This window comes from Falsiroseomonas selenitidurans (genome assembly GCF_012103215.1).
Taxonomy (GTDB): domain Bacteria; phylum Pseudomonadota; class Alphaproteobacteria; order Acetobacterales; family Acetobacteraceae; genus Falsiroseomonas; species Falsiroseomonas selenitidurans.
The window spans coordinates 1-19,568 of record NZ_JAAVNE010000014.1; the positions used below are offsets into that span (position 1 = coordinate 1).

The 19,568-nt window shown below is 70.2% G+C and carries 19 protein-coding genes; 12 read left to right on the top strand and 7 right to left on the bottom strand.

The annotated features are described in order from the left end of the window. Window positions 1-550: hypothetical protein (locus HEQ75_RS27830; protein WP_209318480.1), on the bottom strand; the 550-nt coding region annotated here is incomplete at its 3' end. Between the two features lie 258 nt (window positions 551-808). Here HEQ75_RS27830 and HEQ75_RS10415 point away from each other — a divergent pair. Next, the gene (locus HEQ75_RS10415; protein ID WP_268887744.1) at window positions 809-1,252 is read left to right on the top strand and encodes an acyl-CoA thioesterase; all 444 of its coding nucleotides are present in this window, start codon (window positions 809-811) and stop codon (window positions 1,250-1,252) included. A gap of 285 nt (window positions 1,253-1,537) precedes the next feature. After that, window positions 1,538-3,649 carry a putative bifunctional diguanylate cyclase/phosphodiesterase gene (locus HEQ75_RS10420; protein WP_168030062.1) on the top strand — a complete coding sequence of 704 codons (2,112 nt, stop codon included), beginning with the start codon at window positions 1,538-1,540 and terminating at the stop codon, window positions 3,647-3,649. 186 nt (window positions 3,650-3,835) lie between these two features. On the opposite strand, the gene HEQ75_RS10425 is transcribed toward HEQ75_RS10420, so the two are convergent. Then, window positions 3,836-5,701 carry an ABC transporter ATP-binding protein gene (locus HEQ75_RS10425; RefSeq protein WP_168030064.1) on the bottom strand — a complete coding sequence of 622 codons (1,866 nt, stop codon included), beginning with the start codon at window positions 5,699-5,701 and terminating at the stop codon, window positions 3,836-3,838. A 280-nt stretch (window positions 5,702-5,981) separates the two neighbouring features. On the opposite strand from HEQ75_RS10425, the gene HEQ75_RS10430 reads away from it, so the two are divergent. Next, entirely contained in the window at window positions 5,982-6,890 is a 909-nt protein-coding gene (locus HEQ75_RS10430; protein ID WP_168030066.1) for a DUF3421 domain-containing protein, read from the top strand. Between the two features lie 170 nt (window positions 6,891-7,060). On the opposite strand, the gene HEQ75_RS10435 is transcribed toward HEQ75_RS10430, so the two are convergent. From HEQ75_RS10435 to HEQ75_RS10455, 5 genes are all read right to left on the bottom strand, one after another. Further along, the gene (locus HEQ75_RS10435) at window positions 7,061-7,507 is read right to left on the bottom strand and encodes a hypothetical protein (RefSeq protein WP_168030068.1); all 447 of its coding nucleotides are present in this window, start codon (window positions 7,505-7,507) and stop codon (window positions 7,061-7,063) included. A gap of 1 nt (window position 7,508) precedes the next feature. Next, a complete protein-coding gene (locus HEQ75_RS10440) occupies window positions 7,509-8,012 on the bottom strand; it encodes a hypothetical protein (protein WP_168030070.1) in 504 nt (167 codons plus the stop codon). A gap of 6 nt (window positions 8,013-8,018) precedes the next feature. Continuing rightward, window positions 8,019-8,807 (bottom strand): hypothetical protein, encoded by a 789-nt coding sequence (locus tag HEQ75_RS10445; protein ID WP_168030072.1) that lies wholly within the window; start codon window positions 8,805-8,807, stop codon window positions 8,019-8,021. Window positions 8,808-8,928: 121 nt separating this feature from the next. After that, window positions 8,929-10,536 (bottom strand): amidohydrolase, encoded by a 1,608-nt coding sequence (locus tag HEQ75_RS10450; RefSeq protein WP_168030074.1) that lies wholly within the window; start codon window positions 10,534-10,536, stop codon window positions 8,929-8,931. Next, complete coding sequence (locus HEQ75_RS10455; protein ID WP_168030076.1) at window positions 10,533-11,855, bottom strand: NAD(P)/FAD-dependent oxidoreductase; 1,323 nt, start codon at window positions 11,853-11,855, stop codon at window positions 10,533-10,535. The genes HEQ75_RS10450 and HEQ75_RS10455 overlap by 4 nt, the downstream gene beginning before the upstream one ends. A gap of 123 nt (window positions 11,856-11,978) precedes the next feature. Between HEQ75_RS10455 and HEQ75_RS10460 the strand changes: the two genes are divergently transcribed. The 9 genes from HEQ75_RS10460 (at window position 11,979) to HEQ75_RS10500 (ending at window position 19,556) form a co-directional block, all read left to right on the top strand. Next, entirely contained in the window at window positions 11,979-13,097 is a 1,119-nt protein-coding gene (locus tag HEQ75_RS10460) for an extracellular solute-binding protein (RefSeq protein ID WP_168030077.1), read from the top strand. 91 nt (window positions 13,098-13,188) lie between these two features. Continuing rightward, a complete protein-coding gene (locus tag HEQ75_RS10465) occupies window positions 13,189-14,130 on the top strand; it encodes a 2-hydroxyacid dehydrogenase (RefSeq protein ID WP_168030079.1) in 942 nt (313 codons plus the stop codon). A gap of 30 nt (window positions 14,131-14,160) precedes the next feature. Further along, on the top strand, window positions 14,161-14,925 hold the full coding sequence (locus tag HEQ75_RS10470) for a class II aldolase/adducin family protein (RefSeq protein ID WP_168030081.1): 765 nt from the start codon (window positions 14,161-14,163) through the stop codon (window positions 14,923-14,925). Beyond that, entirely contained in the window at window positions 14,925-16,031 is a 1,107-nt protein-coding gene (locus HEQ75_RS10475) for an ABC transporter ATP-binding protein (RefSeq protein ID WP_168030083.1), read from the top strand. The genes HEQ75_RS10470 and HEQ75_RS10475 overlap by 1 nt, the downstream gene beginning before the upstream one ends. Beyond that, window positions 16,028-16,867, top strand: coding sequence for an ABC transporter permease (locus HEQ75_RS10480; RefSeq protein WP_168030085.1), 840 nt, complete (start codon window positions 16,028-16,030; stop codon window positions 16,865-16,867). The genes HEQ75_RS10475 and HEQ75_RS10480 overlap by 4 nt, the downstream gene beginning before the upstream one ends. Beyond that, window positions 16,867-17,649, top strand: a complete 783-nt coding sequence (locus HEQ75_RS10485; protein WP_235961488.1) for an ABC transporter permease — start codon at window positions 16,867-16,869, stop codon at window positions 17,647-17,649. The genes HEQ75_RS10480 and HEQ75_RS10485 overlap by 1 nt, the downstream gene beginning before the upstream one ends. Before the next feature lie 50 nt (window positions 17,650-17,699). Continuing rightward, window positions 17,700-18,605 (top strand): AraC family transcriptional regulator, encoded by a 906-nt coding sequence (locus HEQ75_RS10490; protein WP_168030089.1) that lies wholly within the window; start codon window positions 17,700-17,702, stop codon window positions 18,603-18,605. 106 nt (window positions 18,606-18,711) lie between these two features. After that, window positions 18,712-19,176 carry a cupin domain-containing protein gene (locus HEQ75_RS10495; protein ID WP_168030091.1) on the top strand — a complete coding sequence of 155 codons (465 nt, stop codon included), beginning with the start codon at window positions 18,712-18,714 and terminating at the stop codon, window positions 19,174-19,176. Window positions 19,177-19,187: 11 nt separating this feature from the next. Further along, window positions 19,188-19,556: a DoxX family protein gene (locus HEQ75_RS10500; protein WP_168030093.1), complete on the top strand. Its 369-nt coding sequence runs from the start codon at window positions 19,188-19,190 to the stop codon at window positions 19,554-19,556. Window positions 19,557-19,568: the final 12 nt, after the last annotated feature.

A 19,568-nucleotide genomic window follows, 5' to 3' on the forward strand; every position in this document is an offset into this window, starting at 1 on the left:
CCGCCACCATTGCCGCCCCCTCGCCAAGCACGAAGGACAGCGAATCACACTCGCCGTGACCGTGGGAACACTCATGAGTCACTGCAGGACGCCGGGCGTATAAGAGCTTGCTGCAAGCCTCAGCTGCGCTATCGCGAAGGTTGGCCTCCCTCTCGATAGCTGCCCAGCCTCCCTGCTTGCCGGCGAAGAAGTCGTCGGCGCACATATGCCCGATGGGCCGCAGGAACGCGTCCTCGCACCACAGGAGGCTTCCAGTGAGGTACTTCGGATGGTTGCTGCTACAGAACGCACATGGCGCGCGATCATGAGACGGACGCGCCGACTGCTTCAACGTGAACCGCGTCACACGCTCAAAGCGCCAGTGAACTGGCGGCTTGTCGAGGCGAACAGCTGGCCGGCCGTCTCGAGTCAGCAGTGCCTCTGGCTGGTTCGTTCGCGCAATCTCCTCGCGCAATCGCGTTCGCTCGGTTTCGTCGGGAGGTTCAGGGTAGGGACCGAATGTCAGCTGCGTGCCGTCGGGCATCAACACCTCAAGGATCGCGAACGCCATTGGCGCGGAACCTATATGGAACGACGCCCTATGGCATACAAGATGTTGTGTGTGATCGACACCGCAGCCGCTACCGGCGCTACCCAGCCCAAGATGACGCTGCACGCCGAGGGCTGTCCTGAACTGACATCTGCAGCATTGCTTGACCGGGGCGCGTGCGCTCTCCTGGAGCGACCGGCCGATGTCAGTGGGGGCGCCTGTGTGGGGATGCGTGTGGTGGTAAACGTTGACGTGACACAAAAAACGCACGATAATTCAATGCGTTCGGAGCTGGGTCGCGTTCGCCCGGAATGGGTGGACCACTACGGCCACATGAATTTGGCCTACTATCTGGTGGTCTTCGACCTGGCGACCGATGCCGTCTGGCCGGATTGGGGGCTGGGGCCGGCGCTGCGGGCGCAGGGGCTTGGCACCTTCGCCGTCGAATCCTGGCAGGCCTACCGCCGGGAGGTGGTTCTGGACGCGCCGCTGGAGGCGGATTCCGCCCTGCTGGCCTTCGACGCCAAGCGCCTGCTGCTGCGCCACCGGCTGTATCACGCCGAGGAGGGCTTCCTCTCGGCCGAGAACGAGGTGCTGTATCTCTGCGTCGACCTCGCCACCCGCCGCGTGGCGGCCTGGCCCGATGCCGTACTGGCCCGCTTCGCGCTGCACCGCGTGGCGGAGGCGCCGCAGCGGCTGGCGCTGACCCGGCGCGGCGCGTAGCGGGCGGACTCCGCGCCCCCCGGGCATCCCGGATCCCGCCGATATCCACCCAGGGTTGCGGAAATCGCTGGCAACGAAGCTGCAAGATTCATCATATAAGGACAATCTGACGCAGCAACGGCACAGGCGCGTGTATTTGTATTTGACCTGCGGCGCCAATGATCGGCTCGGGCCCTTCCCGAAGGGGGCCCGACCTGGGCGCGAGACACCGGGCAAGGCGGCGCTGCCATGGCCGCAAAACGCGGGTGTTGTTGCGCCCGGCCCCGAAGGGCGGGATCCGGGCTGATGCAAACGGCCGACGGCACCGCTGGACCGCCCCGCCCCGCCCTGCCGCGCCAGTGGCGGGAGCAGGGTGGGATCCTGGACCGGCTGACCGCCGCCGTCTGGATCTTCGACATCGACCAGGGCCGCGTGACCTGCGCCAATGCCGCTGCGCTGGAGGCGTGGAGCGCCGATTCCCTGGCGGAATTGCAGTCCCGCGACCTGAAGACGGACATGTCGCCCGCGGTCGCCCGCCGGCTGCGCCAGTACCAGGGCGACTTCATCAGCCACGACGCCGCCTTCACCGAGATCTGGACCCTCTATCCACGCGGCGTGCCGCGGCCGCTGGAGGTGCGGATCAGCGGCGTGCTGCTGGAGGATGGCCGCATGGCGATGCTGTGCGAGGCCCGCGACGAGGCCAGCCTGCAGCCGGAGGCGCTGCGCAGCGCCGATGCGCTGCTGCACACCAAGCTGATGATTTCGCTGCACGATCTGAACGGGCGCACGCTGTACTGCAACCCGGCGGCGCGGGCCAGCTTCGACGGTCCGCAGCAGGACCTGCCCGCGCGCTTCGTGCACCGGCGCGACCATGAGCGGATGATGCAGCAGATCCACAGCGAGGCCGAGGCCGGGCTGATTGCCGAGGTGGTCTGCGCCGCCGGCCGGCGCTGGCATGAGCTGACGGCGCGCGCCTGCCACGACCCGGTCTCCGGCCGCCCGTCCATCCTGGTCAGCGAGACCGATGTGACGGAGCTCAAGGAGGCGGAGGCGCTGGCGCAGAGCCGGGCGCATCACGACCCGCTGACCGGCCTGCCGAACCGCCTGGCCATGCCGGCGCGCTTCGCCTCCCTGGTGCGCAAGGCGGAGCAGCGCGGGGCGCAGATCGGCGTGCTGTTCATCGACCTCGACCAGTTCAAGGCGGTGAACGACACGCTCGGCCACCTGCATGGCGACGGCGTGCTGATGGAGGTGGCGCGGCGGCTTTCTGAGCTGCGGGAGGAAGACGATGCCGTGATCCGCCTCGGCGGCGATGAATTCCTGTTCCTGGCGACGGCAGGGCCGGAGGCGCCGGAGCGCGTGGAAAGGCTGGCGCAGCGCCTGCTGGAGCGCCTGGCACTGCCGGTGCACGGCGAGCGCCGCAAGCTGATGGTGACGCCGAGCGTCGGCATCGCCTGCTTCCCGCAGCACGGCACCAACGCCGAACTGCTGATGCAGCGTGCCGACCTCGCGATGTACGAGGCGAAGGCCGGCGGGCGCAACCAGTACCGCGTCTTCGACGAGACCATGCGCAACCGGCGGGAGGAGGAGCTGGAACTGCTGGCGGATCTGCGCGAGGCGCTGCGCGCCGGGCACATCCTGCCCTACTTCCAGCCGCGCTTCGCGCCCGGCGCGCAGCGGATCGTGGCGGTGGAGGCCCTGGCGCGCTGGATCCATCCCGAGCGCGGCGTGATCATGCCCGCCGATTTCATTCCCATCTCGGAGAAATGCGGGCTGATCAACCAGGTCGGCCTGACCATCCTGGAACAGGCGGTGCGCCAGCGCTGCGCCTGGGAGCGTCGCGGCATCGATGTCTCCGTCTCGGTCAACGTCTCGCTCCGGCAGCTCTGCGAGCCGGATTTCGCGGCGACGGTGCAGCGGATCCTCGAGACCTGCGGCTGCGCGCCCGCGCGGCTGGAACTGGAGCTGACGGAGACCCTGCTGCTCGAGGAAAACCTCGTGGTGGCGCGCAACCTGGAGAAGGTCCGGCTTCTGGGCATCCGCATCGCCATCGATGATTTCGGCACCGGCTATTCCAACCTGGCCCGGCTGAACGAGATGGCGGTGGATTGCATCAAGATCGACCGCAGCCTGATCCAGGGCCTGCCGCGCAACGAGGAGATCGTCCGGCTGGTGATCGCCATGTGCAGCTTCATGCAGGTGAGCATCGTCGCGGAGGGGATCGAGACGCCGGCCATGGCCGAATGGGCGCAGCGCCATGGCTGCCACGAGTTGCAGGGCTACTACTTCAGCCGCCCCGTCGCGGCGGCGGCGATGGAAAACCTGTTGCTGGGCGATGCAGGGCGCGCCGGAGTGGCGCTGCCGCAAGGGTGGAGGCCGCCGTCCGGCCGCGGCCGCATCGCCGCCACCCAGGCGTGACGGTCGGGGCAGCCGCCGCGCCTCGGAGACCGTTTGCCAACACCGGCAGGTCGGTTCGGCGGCGCTTTTCCATCCCTGCTGCGTTGCCAACCCTGCCGATGCCACCAGCCTCGGCTGCGCCCGGCGCCTTGCAGGGCCGAATAATCGCTTGCCGACCCTCAGCCGCCGGCATGCTCAATCGGTCTCTCAGCGGTAGCCGGCGGCCTGCAGTTCGAACAGCTCCGCATAGCGGCCGCCGGCCGCCAGCAGGGCCGCATGCGTGCCCTCCGCCTCCACCTTGCCATCCGCCAGCACCAGGATGCGGTCGGCCATGCGGACGGAGGAGAAGCGGTGCGAGATCAGCACCGCCGTCCGCCGCTCGCTGAGGTCCTTGAACCGGGCGAAGACCTCGTATTCGGCGCGGGCATCCAGGGCGGCGGTCGGCTCGTCCAGGATCAGCACCTGGGCCTCGCGCATATAGGCCCGCGCGATCGCCATCTTCTGCCATTCGCCGCCGGATAGCTCGACGCCGTTCTTGAAGCGCTTGCCGATCATCTGGGCGAGGCCCGCGGGCAGGCGGGCGATCACGGCATCCGCCTGGCTGCGCCGGGCCGCGCGCTCGATCCGCGCCGTATCCTCCCGCGCCGCGATGCGGCCGACGGCGATGTTGTCCGCCGCCGTCAGGTTGTAGCGGACGAAATCCTGGAAGATCACGCCGATGCCGGCGCGCAGCGCGTCCAGGTCGTAGGCGCGCAGGTCGCGGCCATCCAGCAGGATGCGGCCCTCCACCGGGTCGTAGAGCCGCGTCAGCAGCTTCACCAAGGTGGTCTTGCCGGCGCCGTTCTCGCCGACGAGGGCGACCACCTCGCCGGCCTGGAGGGTGAAGGACAGGTGGCGCACGGCCCAGCGCTCGGCGCCGGGGTAGCGGAAGCCGACATCCTCGAAGACGAAGCCCTGGCGGATCGGGGACGGGAAGGGCAGGGGATCGGGTGGGGAGAGGATCTCCGCCTTCACTTCGAAGAAGCGGAACAGGTCATCCAGGTACAGCGCCTGGCTGGCGGTGGTGGAGAAGCCGGTCAGCAGCCCCTCCAGCAATTGCCGCAGCCGGCGGAAGGACCCGGCGAGGAAGGTCAGGTCGCCGACGCTGAAGGCGCCCTCCAGCGTGCGCCAGACAATGAAGGCGAAGGCCAGGTAGTAGCCAACGGTGCCGATCGCGGTCAGCGCGCCGCCCCAGAGGGCGCGCTCTCGCGCCAGGCGCCGGTTGCCGGCGTAGAAGGCGGCGGAGACTTCCGCATAGCGGTCGATCAGGAAGTCGTTCAGGCCGAAGACCTTCACCTCCTTCGCCGTCTCGGCGCTGGCGGCGGTGGCGCGGACATAGTCCAGTTCCCGCCGCTCCGGCGCGCGCATGTAGTCCAGCGCATAGCCCTGGGCGTTGAAATGCGCTTCGCCCAGGAAGGCCGGGCCGAGGGCCACCAGCAGCAGCAGGATCAGCCAGGGGGCGTAGAAGAACAGGCCGGCGGCGAAGCTGGCCACCGTCACCAGGTCCTGCACCTGGTTGAAGATCTGCCCCATCAGCCCCATCCGGCCGCTGGTCTGGCGCCGGGCGCGGTCCAACTGGTCCTGGAAGGCGGCATCCTCGAAGCTCTCGAGGTCCAGCGTCGCCGCATGGCGCATCAGCCGGATGGAGGCGTCATTCGCCACCCTTTCCCCCAGCAGCGCATCCACCAGGGAAACCAGACGGCCGAGCAGGTCACCCAGCACCGCCAGACCGAATTCCGCCGCGACCAGCGTGGCGAGCCAATCCAGCCGCCCCGATTCCCACCACACCCAGGGGCTCGCCGGGCGCGGCTGTTCGCCGAGCAGCGCCACCACATCGTCGATGATCAGCTTGCCGATGAACAGCGCCACCACCGGCAGCAGCGCCCGGCACAGCCGCAGCAGCAGGGATGCGGTGGTCAGCCAGGGGCTGGTGCGCCAGACCATGGCGAGGAAGGGCGCCAGGTTCCGCAGCGCGCCCAGCCGTTCCTGGAAGGATCTGGCGACGCGCGGCGGCGGGGGCCGGCGGCCGCTCATCGCCCGCGGCCGCTTCGGGTGGCCGACGGCCCCGGCGGCTCGCTGGTCACGCGGAGGGCCAGGGTGCGGGGCGGATCATGGGACAGGGGGTCTCCTCCGGCGCCGGCCCTCTCGGCCGGCTGGCGCGATGGTGCCGAGGCCACCGCCCCAGGCCAAGCCCGCGCGGCGAGGAGGGCACCGGCCCGCTGCGTCGCCGCAACGATGCCATCTTCGCCGGCCAGAACCCCGCCACGAAGCTGGCGTGGCGCCGGCTGGCCCCGAGGTGGAGGTAAGACGCAAGATGAGGCACACCGTTCACGCCGCGCTGGCCGCCATGGCGTCCCTGTTGCTGGTCGCGCCGGCCGCGCCGGCGCAGCAAGTCGTCGGCGAATCCGGGTCCTGGCGGGTCGAGAGCCTGGGCGTCTCCTGCGCGGCTTGGCTGACCGGCCCGAACACCCAGCCGGGCTCCGGCAGCATGGTCCGCATCGACCTGGATGGGGACCAGTGGTCGATGGTCAGCGACTTCCCCCTGGCCGGCGACGTCACCACCACCCTGCTGATCGATGGCCGCGCCTTCCAGGCGCGCTTCGAGCGGCATTCGGACGCCGCCAGCGCCCTGATCCGCCCCGAACTGGTCCGGGCGCTGCGGACGGCCCGGCGGCTCAACCTGAATTTCGGTCCGACCGGCCCGCAATACGCCCTGCGGGGCACTGCCGGCGCCTTCGACCTGCTGGAAGGCTGCGCCCGTCAGGCCGCATCCGCGGCGGCGCCGGCGCCGGTGGCGGCGGGCGTGGATTGGGTGCCGCAATCGGGGGGCAGCATCCCCCAGGATGCGCCCGCCGCCGGGCGGGACACCAATGGCCAGCCGCTGTTTCTCTGCCTGGCCGACCACAATGGCGGGCGGCATCCCGGCAAGATCCGGCCCGGCTTCCACGGCTGCGATTTCGGCTATGGCGGGCGCGAGATCACCGCCCATTCCTACAGCGTGCTGGTCGGCCGGGATGCCTGGGCGCCGGCGGCCAATGGCCAGATTCCGCCCCAGGCCCTGCGATCGGGGCAGGAGGCGGATGGCAGCGCGCTGTTCGCCTGCCGGATCGGCTTCCGGGGCAGCCTGCAGCTCGGCAAGATCCGGCCCGGCTTCGGCGGATGCAACTTCAGCTATGGCGGCCAGGAATTCACCGGCACCAGCTACGAGGTCCTGGTGCCGTGATGCGACCGGCTGGAGCCATTTCACCGACAGCGAGGACGGTGAAACGGCTCCAGCTTATTGTTTCGACGCATGTTCCGGGTCGCCTTGCGAAGCCGCAAGGCTTGAAACTGCTCTGGCTTATTGACGCATGTTCCGAGCCGCCCTGCGAAACCGCAAGGCTTGAAAATGCTTCACCTGGGCGGCTTCACCATGCGGATGATCGCATTGGGCGCCGCCTGGCGATCCGCCCGCCGGCCCCAATAGCGCCCCACCAGGACATTGCCCCCCTCGGCGGCCTGCAGCTCGAAATGGTCGGTGCCGTTGTTGCTGAAGGTGAGGGTCCCGTTTGCATTGCTGTAAGTGACCCGCGAACAGCGCCGGTCGTAGCAATAGCTTGCCGTATTGTCCCGCAGGATCTCGAAGGTCGAGACGTTGTCGGACCGGCCGTTCCGCGTCCAGAGCCAGCTTCCGGCCCATCGCAGGTTCAGGTCGATAGTCGGGCCCTGCACCAGCAGCGGCGCCTCGGCCGCCTGTGGCGCGGCCGCATGGCGCCCGGGCGCGGCCGCCTGTGCGCCGGCGGGCCCGGCCAGCAGCAGCGCGAGGCCGAGGGCGATGCGGGACAAGGCGTGCCGCGGCATCTCAGCGCCCTCCATTGGCGCGCGTGCATTCGCGGAGGCGCCGGACAACGTCGTTGAAGCCCATGCCGTTGACCTGGCCCCGGATGGTCCGGCCCCGCACCGGGCCCGCGCCCCATTCGAACCGGCCGGTCCTGCCGATCTGTGCCATGTCATGGTCATCCGCGGGGATGTAGATGCGGCTGCCATCGGACCTGATATTGACCATCGTGGCGAAGTCGCCGGAGCCGAGATGGCCTTCCTCGTAGTTTCCCCGTGGAACGCCGTTCGCCAGCAGCGAGAGGAAGAAATTGCCGTTCCCCAGGCGCTGGATGATGAAGCCCGGGGTGGAGGGCGCCGAGGAAATGGCACGGCAGATCACCCGGCCGCGTTCGATGTCCTGGGTGAAGCGCCAGCCCCACACCGTCCCGCCATAGGGTTCCTGCGCTGCGCCGGCCGGCAGCGCGCCGGCCAGGGTCAGCAGCGCGGCCAGCACCAGACGGCGGGGCGGAATCATGCGGAACAGCATCGGTCTCTAGCCTCTGCTCAGGATGAAGCGGACGGCGCGGTCGCCCGCCGCGGCGCAGGGCGCCGCCTCCACGGCGAAGGGAAAGCGCGCCTCGGCGACCTCGAGCTGCGGGATGGTGAGGCACATCCCGGTGTCGGAGCGCACCGGCGCCGCCGCGATGCCGTTGGCCTGAGTCGCCCAGCGCGTGGAGGCCGGCTGGCAGGGCTCGAGGACCAGCCGCGGCGCCTTCGACATGCCCGGCCCCTCCAGCCCCAGGCACAGATCGGGCCGCCTGGAGATGCCGAGCCCGCCATCCGCGCGGCGGGCGAAGATCAGGTCGGTCGGCACGCGGCAATTATGCAGGACCAGTTCGGCCCCCGGCTGCAGCGCACCCTCCACGCCCAGGCAGGCCTGCAGCGCAATCTCGGGGAACAGCGCCTCGCCATCCGGCTGGGCCGCCTGCGCGGCGCGCTGTGCCGCCGGCGACAGGCTGCGCGCGCAGATCCGCACCGCCGCCCCCACCCAGCAGGCACCGCTGCGCGAGAGGCTGCCGAGCGGCGCCTGCGCATGGGTGGAGGCGGGATCCGCGTTCCAGTGGCCCTCCGCGACGCCGGGCCCGGTGAGGGTGACCTGCGCGAAATAGTCGCCGCCGCTGATCTGGAAGCTGCCGCCCTGCATCGGCGTGAACTGGCAGGTGCCGCGGATATGGGTCTGCCCGCGCACCGTGAGCTCGCAATCCACCGGCCGGGGCTGGGCCGCGGCCGGCGCCGCGGACCAGGCCAGGGCGCCGAGGACGAGAAGGGCAGGGCGCCGCATTTCAATCTCCGGTTATGGTTGAGGCACCTTAATAACGGTCCGGGAGAGGAGGCAACCCAGAACGAATCCGGCACCCGGCCCGATGGGGCGCCGGATGGAGCGCCCGATGGAGCACCCTGTGTCACGCCTGGTGGCGCAGCACCCCGCCGACCACGGTGGCCTTCACCTGCGTGCCGGCGATGTCCTCGCCCTTCAGCACGTCGCGGTCCAGCACGATGCAATCCGCCAGCTTGCCGATCTCCAGCGAGCCCTTTTCCCGCTCCTCCCGCTGCGCCCAGGCGCCCAGCGTGGTGTAGGCGCGCAGCGCCTCCAGCGGCGTGATCGCCTGGCTGGCGTCGAGATCCGCGCCGGTGCTGGTGCGGCGGGTGACCATGGCGGCCAGCGCGGTCCAGGGGGAGACACGGCACACCGCGAAATCCGAATGGCCGGGCGCCGGCACGCCGGCATCGATCAGCGCGCGGTGCGGCCACATGTGGCGCATCGCCTCCTGGCCGCGATTGGCGACATAGGCCTCGCCCAGCTCGTCCATGAAGCCGGTGGCGGAGCTGTCGACGAACCCTCCCCGCGCCAGCCGGGCCAGGATCTGGGGCGTGACGTAGCAGCAATGCTCGACGCGCATGCGGTGGTCGGCCACGGGATTCGCGCCCAGCGCCGTCTCCATCACATCCAGCGCGAAGTCGATGCCGCGGTCGCCGACGCCCTCGATCATCACCTGCAGCCCGGCCTGGTGCGCGGCGGTGGCGCGGGCCGCCAGATCGTCGAATTCGTACAGCAGCATGCCGGTGTTGGGCACCGGCTCGCCGGGCACCGGCATGCCGAGGTAGCGGTCCCAATAGGCGGCGGTGCGGCCGCTGGTGGAACAGTCCGGGCACCATTCCACGCCGATCAGCCGCAGCCAGTCATCGCCGAAGCCGGACTGCATGCCGGCCTCGATCAGCGCCGGGATCAGCGGCTCGTCGCGGCCGGAGGCGATGATGCCCATCCGCATCCGCCATTTTCCCTCCCGCCGCATCTTCTGGTAGGCGCGGATGGCCTTCGTCGGCGTCAGCGAATTGGCCACCGAGGTGATGCCGGCGGCCAGGCACTGGTCCTGCACCTGCTCCATGCCCTCGGCGATGTCGGCCTCGCTGTCCTGGCCATGGATGGCGTTGAGGAAGACATGCGCCGCCGTCTCCCGCACCAGGCCGGTCAGGGCGCCGCCCTCCAGCCGGTCGAAGCGGCCGAAGGCCGGGTCGGGCGTGCGGCGGGTGACGCCGCAGGCCGCGAAGGCGGCGGAATTGGCCAGGCCGAGATGCCCGTCCGTGCGCAGGATGAAGATCGGCCGGCCGAGGCTGGCGGCATCCAGCTCCGCCAGGCTGGGGTAGCCGCCGCAGGCGCGCTCGTTCAGCCGGTAGAAGGCGCACCACTGGCCCGGCGCCGCCTTCTCGCAGCGCGCCCGGATGCGCGACAGCAGCGCATCGCGCGTGTCCACGAGGTCGGGCGAGACCAGCGTCCAGCTGCGCAGGCGGATCGCATAGGCATCCGGATGGGCGTGGCTGTCGACGATGCCAGGCAGCACGCGGCGGCCTTCCGCGTCGAGGATTCTCGTCCCCGGTCCGGCGAGGTCCCGCAGCCGGTCATCGCCCAGCGCCACGATGCGGCCGCCCAGCGCGGCCAGCGCCGTGCATTCCGTGCCCGCCGCATCCATCGTCGCGATGCGGCCGTTCAGCAGCAGGAAATCGGGGCTCATGCGGCAATCCGATCGATGTGGTCGCGCAGCCGGTACCAGCCGCCGATGAGGGGCAGGAACCAGGGCGTGCCGGTGTAGGTGGGCTTGGTGGGGAAGTGCAGCCCGTCCAGCGCGAAGCGCTCATTCGCCGCGCCGGCCAGCTTCAGCGCGACATTGTGGCCGAGCCAGGTGGCCATGGCGACGCCGCTGCCCTGGCAGCCGGCGGCGAAATGCAGGCCGTCCTGCACGCCGATATGCGGCAGGTGGTCGAAGGTGAAGGCCACATTCCCGGTCCAGGCATGGGTGATGCGGGTCTTTGCCAACTCCGGGAAGGTCGCGGTCATGTAGCCATGCAGCGTCGGCGCGGATTGCTCCGCCGTCGCCGCCCGGAAGCTGGCGCGGCCGCCCCACAGCACGCGCTTGCCGTCCGGCGAGGGACGGAAATAGTTCAGCACGCGCTTGCTGTCGCTGATCATGCGGCGGCCGGGGAACAGCCGGTCGATCGTCTCCGCCGGCAGTTCCTCGGTCGCGATGATGTAGGAGTTCAGCGGGATCAGCCGCCGCGCCAGCCAGGGCATCGCCGTGCCGCGCGGGTCCTTGGAATAGCCGTTTGTCGCGACCAGCACGGCATCGGCGCGGACCTCGCCCCGGTCGGTCGCCAGGCGGAAGAGGCTGCCTTCCTGCTTCACGCCGGCCACGCGCACGCCGTCGACCAGATGCGCGCCCGCGGCTTCCGCCGCCGCCGCCAGGCCGCGCGCGTATTTGCCCGGATGCAGGCTGCCGGTCGCCGCCGCGGCCATGCCGCCATGGTAGTGGTCGCTGCCGAGGTAGTCGCGCTGCCGCGCCGGCGGCACCATCTCCGCCGGCAGGCCCGTCACCTCGGCGATCCAGGCGGCGCGGCCTTCCAGCGCCCTGTAGTGGCCCCTGGACCAGGCGCCGAGGTAGCGACCGCACCGCACATAGTCGCAGTCGATGCCTTCCCGCGCGATGGTCTCCTCGATGAAGGGGAAGGAGGCGGCGGCGGCCTCGGTGATGCGGCGCGCGCCTTCCGCGCCATAGGTGGCGGCCAGCCCGGTGGAGGCCACCTTCAGCCCGCCGGAGACCATGCCCCCGTTGCGGGAGGATGCGCCCCAGCCGATGCGCTCCGCATCCAGCACCGTGACCTGGTGGCCGAGGCGGCGCAGCGTCAGCGCGGCCGAAAGCCCGGCATAGCCGCCGCCCACGATCGCCACCGCGGTGTGGTCCGGCAGGCCGTTGTCGCGTGCCGTGGGCTCGGCCGCCTCCCACCACCAGGGGCGCGCCTTGAAGCCAGGCGCGAAGAGCGGATGAAGATCAGTCATTGCCGTCGCGCGCGTCCCGCTGTTCACTTGGCCCCGCTGGTCAGGTGACCAAGGACAGGTTCCCGCCGGAGACGCTCCGGATCAAGGGGACCATCGGGGGCTTCAACAAAAAGGGGATTTCGTATGCAAAGCTTCCAGCAGGACTGCGTCGAACTGGCGCTGGAGAAGTTTCGCCGCGGCGAGGTCAGCCGGCGTGGGCTGATGGCCGGCCTGGCGGCGCTGGGCGCGGCGGCGGCGCTGCCGGATGCGGCGCAGGCCCAGGCGGGCGGCGCCGCGGCGCAGCGGCTGGTGATGGTGAACTGGGGCGGCGTCGCCAACCAGGGCTTCGGCAACAACTACGGCAAGCCCTTCGAGGCGGCGAACCCCGGCGTGACGGTGGTGCAGGACAGCACCGGGCCTTCCGCGGGGCGCATCCGCTCCATGGTCGAATCCGGCCGCGTCACCTGGGACCTCTGCGACAGCTCCGCCACCACCTCCTACCTGCTCGGCGGGCGCGGCATGCTGAACGCGGTGGACTACAGCGTGGTGGACCGCCGCAACGTCATCGGCCCGACCTTCGCGCTGGAGCATGGCGCGGCGCCCTATTCCTTCAGCAACGTGCTGGTCTATGACAGCAGCAAGTTCAGCACCGCGCCGACCGGCTGGGCGGATTTCTGGGACCTGCAGAAATTCCCCGGCACCCGCCTGCTGCGGCGCGACGCCGCCGGCGCGCTGGACGTGGCGCAGCTTTCGCTCGGCAAGAGCCCGGAGAACCTCTACCCGCTCGACATCCGCGCCTGCCTGGCCCGGGTGCGGGAGATCCGCCGCAGCCTGGTGTTCTGGACCAGCGGCTCCGAATCCGAACAGTTCATCCGCACGGGTGAGGCGGTGATGGGCATGCTGTGGCACACCCGCGCCAAGGTGCTGGAGACGGAGAGCAACGGCCGCTTCAAGTTCATCTGGAACCAGGGCATCCTGCAGCCGGGCATCTTCGTCAGCCCGAAGGGCAATCCGGGCGGGGCGCTGGCGCAGAAGCTGCTGGCCTCCATGCTGGCCAATGCGGCGCCGCAGGTGGAGCTGCTGAAGTTCCTCGGCAACGGCCCGACCAACCCTAACGCGGCCGCGCTGGTTCCCGCCGAGTTCAAGAAGTACAACCCGACCGAGCCTGCCAATGCGCGCGTGCAGGTGCCGCAGGATGGCCGCTGGTGGGGGCAGAACTATGCCCAGGCCAATGCGGACTATATCGACATGGTCACCGGCTGAGTCCATTTTGCTGCGGCGCGGCAGAACCGCGCCGCAACGCTCCGCGCAGCGGGCGATGGATCCGCTCCGCGGAAGGGCGACAAGGGGCTTCATGGCGACGATCCTGGTGAAATCCGGCGGTGAGGCCGCCATGCCGGAATGGCAGCGGCATTTCGCCGAATTCGCCCCCGGGCTTGCGGTGCACTGGTGGGACGATGCCGCCGTGGCGCCGGAGCGGGTGGATTTCGTGCTGGTCTGGGACCCGGAGCCGGGCCGTATCGCCGCCCTGCCCAACCTCAAGGTGATCTTCGGCACCGGTGCCGGGGTGGATTTCATCACCGCCGACCCGGAACTGCCGAGGCACCTGCCGCTGATGCGCATGGCCACCGCCGGCGCCACGCAGCGCATGGGCGAATTCGTCTGCTGGGCGGCGCTGTCGCTGCTGAAGGATGCGCGCCGCATCGCCATCAACCAGGCGGCGGCGCGCTGGAACTACTTCGAGCCGGAATTCACCGCCGGTGAAACCCCTGTGGGCATCATGGGTCTCGGCAACATGGGCAGCCGGGCCGCGGCGATGCTGCAGGGGCTCGGCTTTCCCGTGCGCGGCTGGTCGCGCACGCGCAAGGCGCTGCCGGGCGTGACCTGCTTCGCGGGGGAAGCGGAGTTCGACGCCTTCCTGGCGGAGACCCGGATCCTGGTCTGCCTGCTGCCGGCCACGGCGGAGACGCGCGGTATCCTGGCCGCGCCGCTGCTGGCGAAGCTGCCGAAGGGCGCCGGGCTGGTGAATGTCGGCCGCGGCAGCCACCAGAAGATCGAGGACATCATCGCGGCGCTGGATGCGGGCCAGCTCTGCGGTGCCGTGCTCGACGTGTTCGAGCAGGAGCCGCTGCCCGCGGACCACGCCGCCTGGGCGCATCCGAAGGTGATGGTGACGCCGCATCTGGCAAGCCTGCCGAGCCGGCGGGAACGGGCGCAGTATGTGGCGCAGGCGATCGCGGATTTCGAGGCGGGCCGGCCGCTTGCCAATCTGTACGACCATGCGCGAGGCTATTGAATGGCAGTGTTCCAGACGGCCCTGCGGCCGATGCCCCCGCCGCCTGTCCGGCCCGACCCGGACCAGGTGCCGACCGAGCAGGAATTGCGCGAGGACCTGGCCGCCGCCTACCGGCTGATCGCGCTGCATGGGATGACCGATCTGGTGTTCACGCATCTGTCGGTGCGTGTTCCGGGGGAGGGCCATCGGTTCCTGGTCAACCCCTATGGCCTGCTGTTCGAGGAGATCACGGCCTCCTCCCTGGTGCTTGTGGATGCGGATGGGGAGCCACGGCAGCAGACCGCCTGGCCGGTCAACCCGGCGGGCTTCGTCATCCATTCGGCCGTGCATCGCGGCCGCGCCAACGCGAATTGCGTGATGCACACGCACACCCTGGCCGGCATGGCGGTGGCCGCCCAGCAGGGCGGCCTGCTGCCGCTGAACCAGATGATGATGGAGTTCATCGGCCGCGTCGCGATCCACGATTACGAAGGCGTGGCGGCGGATGACAACCTCTCGGAGCGGGAGCGCCTGGTGCAGGACCTTGGCGACAAGCCGGCGATGATCCTGCGCAACCACGGCCTGCTGACGGTGGGCCAGACGGTGGCGGAGGCCTTCTACTGGATGTGGTATCTGGAACAATCCTGCCGCATCCAGCTGGCCGCCCAATCCTCCGGCGTGCCGCTGGCGATCGCGTCCGACGCCACCGTGGAACGCACCCGGGCGCAGTTCAGCACCGGCCCGACCAAGGGCTGGCTGCCCTGGCAGGCGCTGCGCCGCAAGCTGGACCGCGAACAGCCGGATTACCGCGCCTGATGTCCGCCGCGGGACATGCGCTCGCCCTGCGGGGCTTGAGCAAGCGCTATGGCAGCTTCACCGCCGTCGCCGATGTGTCGCTGGAGGTTGGGCAGGGGGAGTTCCTGACCCTGCTCGGTCCCTCCGGCAGCGGCAAGACCACCATCCTGATGTGCATCGCCGGCTTCGTGGAACCCAGCGAGGGCGCCATCCTGCTCGATGGCCGCGACATCACCGCGCTACCGCCGGAACGCCGCGATTTCGGCATGGTGTTCCAGGGCTATGCGCTGTTTCCGCACATGACGGTGGCGGAGAACGTTGCCTTCCCGCTGCGCGTCCGCAAGATGGGAGCGGCGGAGCGGGAGGCGAAGGTGCGGGCGGCGCTGGACCTGGTGCAGCTGGCGGCCTTCGCCGAACGCCGCCCCTCCCAGCTTTCCGGCGGCCAGCAGCAGCGCGTGGCGCTGGCCCGCGCGCTGGTGTTCGAGCCCGCCCTGCTGCTGCTGGACGAGCCGCTCTCGGCGCTCGACAAGAAGCTGCGCGCCGAATTGCAGGACGAGCTGAAGGCGCTGCACCGGCGCATCGGCCGCACCTTCGTCAATGTGACGCATGATCAGGAGGAGGCGCTGTCGCTGTCCGACCGCGTCGCCATCCTCAATCACGGCAGGCTGATCCAGCAGGGCGCGCCGGCCGAGCTGTACGAGGCGCCGCGCACGCGCTTCGTCGCGGATTTCCTCGGCAAGTCCAACTTCCTGGCCGGCACGGTGCAGGAGGCCTTCGCGGGCGGCTTCGCCATCGGTGCCGGCGCCACCCGCGTGGTGACCGCGGCCGCCGCCCCGCCCGCCCTCGGCAGCCGGGCGCTGCTCAGCTTGCGGCCGGAGAAGATGGCGCTGCTGGCGGAAGGCGAGACGGCGGAGAACACGGTACAGGGCGTCATCGCCGGCTGGTCCTATCTCGGCGCCGGCTATGCGTTGAATGTGGAGACGCCGGATTTCGGCACGCTGCGCGTGACGCTGCCCACCTGGAACGCGCCGATCGCGCCGCGGGAAGGGCTGGCCGTGCGGCTGGGCTGGCGTGCCGCGGCCAGCGTGCCGGTGCTCGATGATCTGGACCAGGACCGCGCCGCATGAGGCGCCAGGATGCCGGCTGGTGGCTGCTGATCCTGCCGGCCTTCCTGCTGATGACGGCCTTCTATGTCGCGCCCATCGCCCAGGTGCTGGCGATCTCCTTCACCGAGCCCGCGCCGGGGCTTGGCAATTACGAAAGGCTGTTCACCAGCGAGAGCGTGCAGCGCGTCATCGTCACCACGCTGCGTATCTGCATCCTCACCACCGCGATCTCGCTGCTGCTGGGCTATGTGCTGTCCTACCGCATCGCGCTGGCCGGTGCCGCCGCGCAGCGCTGGTGGATCCTGGCGGTGCTGGTGCCGCTGTGGATCTCCGTGCTGGTGCGCGCCTTCGCCTGGGTGACGCTGCTGCGCCGCCAGGGGCTGGTGAACGAGACGCTGATCGCCACCGGAATCATCACCGAACCGCTGGCGCTGGTCTGGAATGAATTCGGCATCGTCGTCGGCATGGTGCACTACATGGTGCCCTATGCCGTGCTGCCGATGCTGGCCAGCATGCGGGAGATCGACCCGCGCCTGCTGGCCGCCGCGCGCGGTCTGGGCGCATCCCGCATCACCATCTTCGCGAAGATCTTCCTGCCGCTGTCGATGCCGGGGCTGCTGGCGGCCGGCGTGCTGGTCTTCATCTTCTCGCTCGGCTTCTACATCACCCCGGCGCTGCTGGGCGGTGGCAAGACGCTGATGGTGGCGGAGTGGATCGGGCTGCAGATCCTGGACCTGCTGCGCTGGGGGCTGGGGACCATGATGGCGACGATGCTGGTCGTCGCCATTCTCGCGACGCTCGCCATCTTCGCCCGCATCGTCGACCTGCGGCGGATTTTCGGCGGGGGCGGGGCATGATGGCGCATCGGCCCGGGTGGTTTGCCCGGATCTCCGCCGGGGTGGTGGCGCTGTACCTGCTGCTGCCGATCAGCATCATCATCCCGGTCTCGATGACCGACCAGCGCTTCCTGTCGCTGCCGAAGCAGGGATTGTCCCTGCAGCACTACGTCACCGTGCTGTTCTCCCCGGAGTGGCTGGGTTCCATCTGGCAATCCTTCCTGATCGCGCTGGCGGCGACGGGCCTCGCGGTGGTGTCGGGCACGCTCTGCGCCATCGGCTGCTGGCGCCTGGCACGGCGATCGACCGATCTGCTGCGGGCGCTGATGCTGCTGCCGATCATCATCCCCTCCATCGTCTATGCCATCGGCGCCTATCGCTACTTCGCCGGGCTGGATCTGCTGGACCGCTTCCTGGGCGTGGCGCTGGCACATGGCGTCACCGGCATCCCCTACGTCGTCATCACGGTCTCGACCGCGCTCGCCGCCTTCGACCCGCGGCTGGAACAGGCGGCGCGCGGCATGGGGGCCAGCCTGTCGCAGACGCTGCGCTGGGTGATCCTGCCGCGCATCATGCCGGGCATCCTGTCGGGCGGCATCTTCGCCTTCATCCACAGCTGGGACGAGCTGGTGATCGTGCTGTTCATCGCCTCCCGCGATGTCTTCACCCTGCCGCGCCGGATCTGGGACGGCATCAACGAGAATCTGGACCCGGCGATGGCGGCCGTCGCCGTGCTGCTGGTGGTGTTCACCACCGGGCTGCTGCTGCTGGACCTGGCGTTGCGGCGACGGCGCGCCGAGTAGCGGCACGAAGATGTTGCCGGGGCGCCGGGACTTCGCCAGATTGCGCCGCCATGTCCGGGCCAGACACATCCCTGCTCTGGGTGCAGCAGGCGCGGCGCCAGCCCGCCGTCTTCCGCACCCGCTACCACAGCGCCACCCTCACCCTCGGCCGCCTGCGGCATGAGGGGGAGGAGGAGCTGGTGCTGCAATCCGCCCGGCAGGATGCGCAGCTCGCCATCTTCCATGTCGGGCCGCCGCCACTTCACCATCTCAGCAACGGGCCGGGCCGGCTGGCGGAGATCTTCCACGCGCCCGACGCTTTCAACCTGACCGACCTGAACGCCGCGCCGAGCTGCCGCATCGTCGGGCCCTTCGAGAGCCTGCACCTGCACATCCCCCGCGCCGCCCTGGATGACCTGGCGGATGAGGCGGACCTGCCGCGGGTGGAGGCCCTGCGCACCCCCGAGGGCTGGCACACCCGCGACCCGATCGTGGATGGGATGCGCCCCGCCCTGCTGGCGGCGCTGCAGCGGCCGGCGGAGGTGAGCCAGTTGCTGGTGGACCACCTGCTGCTGGGCCTGTGTGCCCATCTGGTGCAGCGCTATGGCGGCCTGGCGCAGCCGGTGCGGCTGCGTGCCGGCGGCCTGGCGCCCTGGCAGCTTCGCCTGGCCCGCGACTTCATGGCGGAGAACATCGGCCGGGACCTCTCCCTGGCCGAGATCGCCCGGCAATGCCGCCTTTCGGTCGCCCATTTCTCCCGCGCCTTCAAGGCCTCCACCGGCACCACGCCGCATGGCTACCTGCAGGCCTGCCGGGTGGCCCGGGCCCGGCAGTTGCTCGCCCGGCCGGACCTGACCCTGGCCGAGATCGCCCTGGCCTGCGGCTTCGCCGACCAGAGCCACTTCACCCGCGTCTTCGCGCGCGAGGCGGGCGAGACCCCCGGCCAGTGGCGGCGCCTGCAGCGCCAGGCCGCCTGAGGGGCCTGCAAGGCAGCAGGATCCGTCCATCCATGCGGCTTGCGTGCAATCCGGCGGCGCCCCGGCCGATTAGAGCGGCGCCCTCGATTGCCTGAGGAGCCGATCAATGTCCGAACCCCAAGCCGCTTCCGGGGTCCAGGCGCGCGATGCCGCCGCCTGGCTGCCCGCCATCCCTGGTGAGCGCATCGCCATCCGCCTGCATGCCGCCCAGGTCCAGGGCCGGTTTTCCGTCATGGAAAGCCTCGCCGAGCCCGGCTGCGCCACCCCGCTGCACCTGCATGCGGAGGAGGAGACCTTCTACGTGATCGAGGGGACCCCGACCTTCCGGCTGGGCGACAAGGTCTTCACCACCGCCCCGGGCGATCTGGTGCTGATTCCGGCCGGCACGCCGCATGCCTGGATCAATGCGGGCGAGGTGCCCAGCCGCATGATCGCCACCTTCGCCCCCGGCGGGGTGGAGGCGCTGTTCAGCCGCATCGCCGAACTGCCGCCGGAGGAGCTGGTCCCGCTCGCCGCCTCCTATGGCACCATCCTGCTGGGACCGCCGATGACGGTGGCGGAGCTGGCATGAGGGAGGGGGCGATGACGGGGACGATGTCGCGCGGGCTGGACTGGGTGCTGCGCGGGTTGCTGGTGGTGCTGTTCACCATCGCCGGCGCCATGAAGCTGACGGCGCATCCCTTCGAACTGCACGGCTTCGCGCATTTCGGCTACCCGCTGTGGTTCATGTACGCGATCGGCGCCATCGAATTCGCGGCCGGCTTCGCGCTGCTGCAGGCGCGGCTGCTGATGCCGGCGGTGGCCGTGCTGGGCGTGGTGCTGCTGGGCGCGGTGGCCAGCCATCTGCGCGTCGGCGACCCGCCGGCCATGGCGCTGCCGGCGGTGGTCGCGCTGGCCATGCTCGCGGGGCTTGCGGTGCTGCACCGGCGGCGGTCGCGCGCCCTGGCGTGAGGGGGCTGCCTT

Bases quoted from the DNA above. Each gene is read 5' to 3' on its own strand.
- HEQ75_RS10445 (WP_168030072.1), bottom strand. From the start codon at position 8,807: ATGCGGCGCCCTGCCCTTCTCGTCCTCGGCGCCCTGGCCTGGTCCGCG.
- HEQ75_RS10460 (WP_168030077.1), top strand. From the start codon at position 11,979: ATGCAAAGCTTCCAGCAGGACTGCGTCGAACTGGCGCTGGAGAAGTTT.
- HEQ75_RS10495 (WP_168030091.1), top strand. From the start codon at position 18,712: ATGTCCGAACCCCAAGCCGCTTCCGGGGTCCAGGCGCGCGATGCCGCC.
- HEQ75_RS10450 (WP_168030074.1), bottom strand. From the start codon at position 10,536: ATGAGCCCCGATTTCCTGCTGCTGAACGGCCGCATCGCGACGATGGAT.
- HEQ75_RS10500 (WP_168030093.1), top strand. From the start codon at position 19,188: ATGACGGGGACGATGTCGCGCGGGCTGGACTGGGTGCTGCGCGGGTTG.
- HEQ75_RS10415 (WP_268887744.1), top strand. From the start codon at position 809: ATGCGTTCGGAGCTGGGTCGCGTTCGCCCGGAATGGGTGGACCACTAC.
- HEQ75_RS10455 (WP_168030076.1), bottom strand. From the start codon at position 11,855: ATGACTGATCTTCATCCGCTCTTCGCGCCTGGCTTCAAGGCGCGCCCC.
- HEQ75_RS10420 (WP_168030062.1), top strand. From the start codon at position 1,538: ATGCAAACGGCCGACGGCACCGCTGGACCGCCCCGCCCCGCCCTGCCG.
- HEQ75_RS10430 (WP_168030066.1), top strand. From the start codon at position 5,982: ATGAGGCACACCGTTCACGCCGCGCTGGCCGCCATGGCGTCCCTGTTG.
- HEQ75_RS10470 (WP_168030081.1), top strand. From the start codon at position 14,161: ATGCCCCCGCCGCCTGTCCGGCCCGACCCGGACCAGGTGCCGACCGAG.
- HEQ75_RS10480 (WP_168030085.1), top strand. From the start codon at position 16,028: ATGAGGCGCCAGGATGCCGGCTGGTGGCTGCTGATCCTGCCGGCCTTC.
- HEQ75_RS10490 (WP_168030089.1), top strand. From the start codon at position 17,700: ATGTCCGGGCCAGACACATCCCTGCTCTGGGTGCAGCAGGCGCGGCGC.
- HEQ75_RS10485 (WP_235961488.1), top strand. From the start codon at position 16,867: ATGGCGCATCGGCCCGGGTGGTTTGCCCGGATCTCCGCCGGGGTGGTG.
- HEQ75_RS10475 (WP_168030083.1), top strand. From the start codon at position 14,925: ATGTCCGCCGCGGGACATGCGCTCGCCCTGCGGGGCTTGAGCAAGCGC.
- HEQ75_RS10425 (WP_168030064.1), bottom strand. From the start codon at position 5,701: ATGAGCGGCCGCCGGCCCCCGCCGCCGCGCGTCGCCAGATCCTTCCAG.
- HEQ75_RS10435 (WP_168030068.1), bottom strand. From the start codon at position 7,507: ATGCCGCGGCACGCCTTGTCCCGCATCGCCCTCGGCCTCGCGCTGCTG.
- HEQ75_RS10440 (WP_168030070.1), bottom strand. From the start codon at position 8,012: ATGCTGTTCCGCATGATTCCGCCCCGCCGTCTGGTGCTGGCCGCGCTG.
- HEQ75_RS10465 (WP_168030079.1), top strand. From the start codon at position 13,189: ATGGCGACGATCCTGGTGAAATCCGGCGGTGAGGCCGCCATGCCGGAA.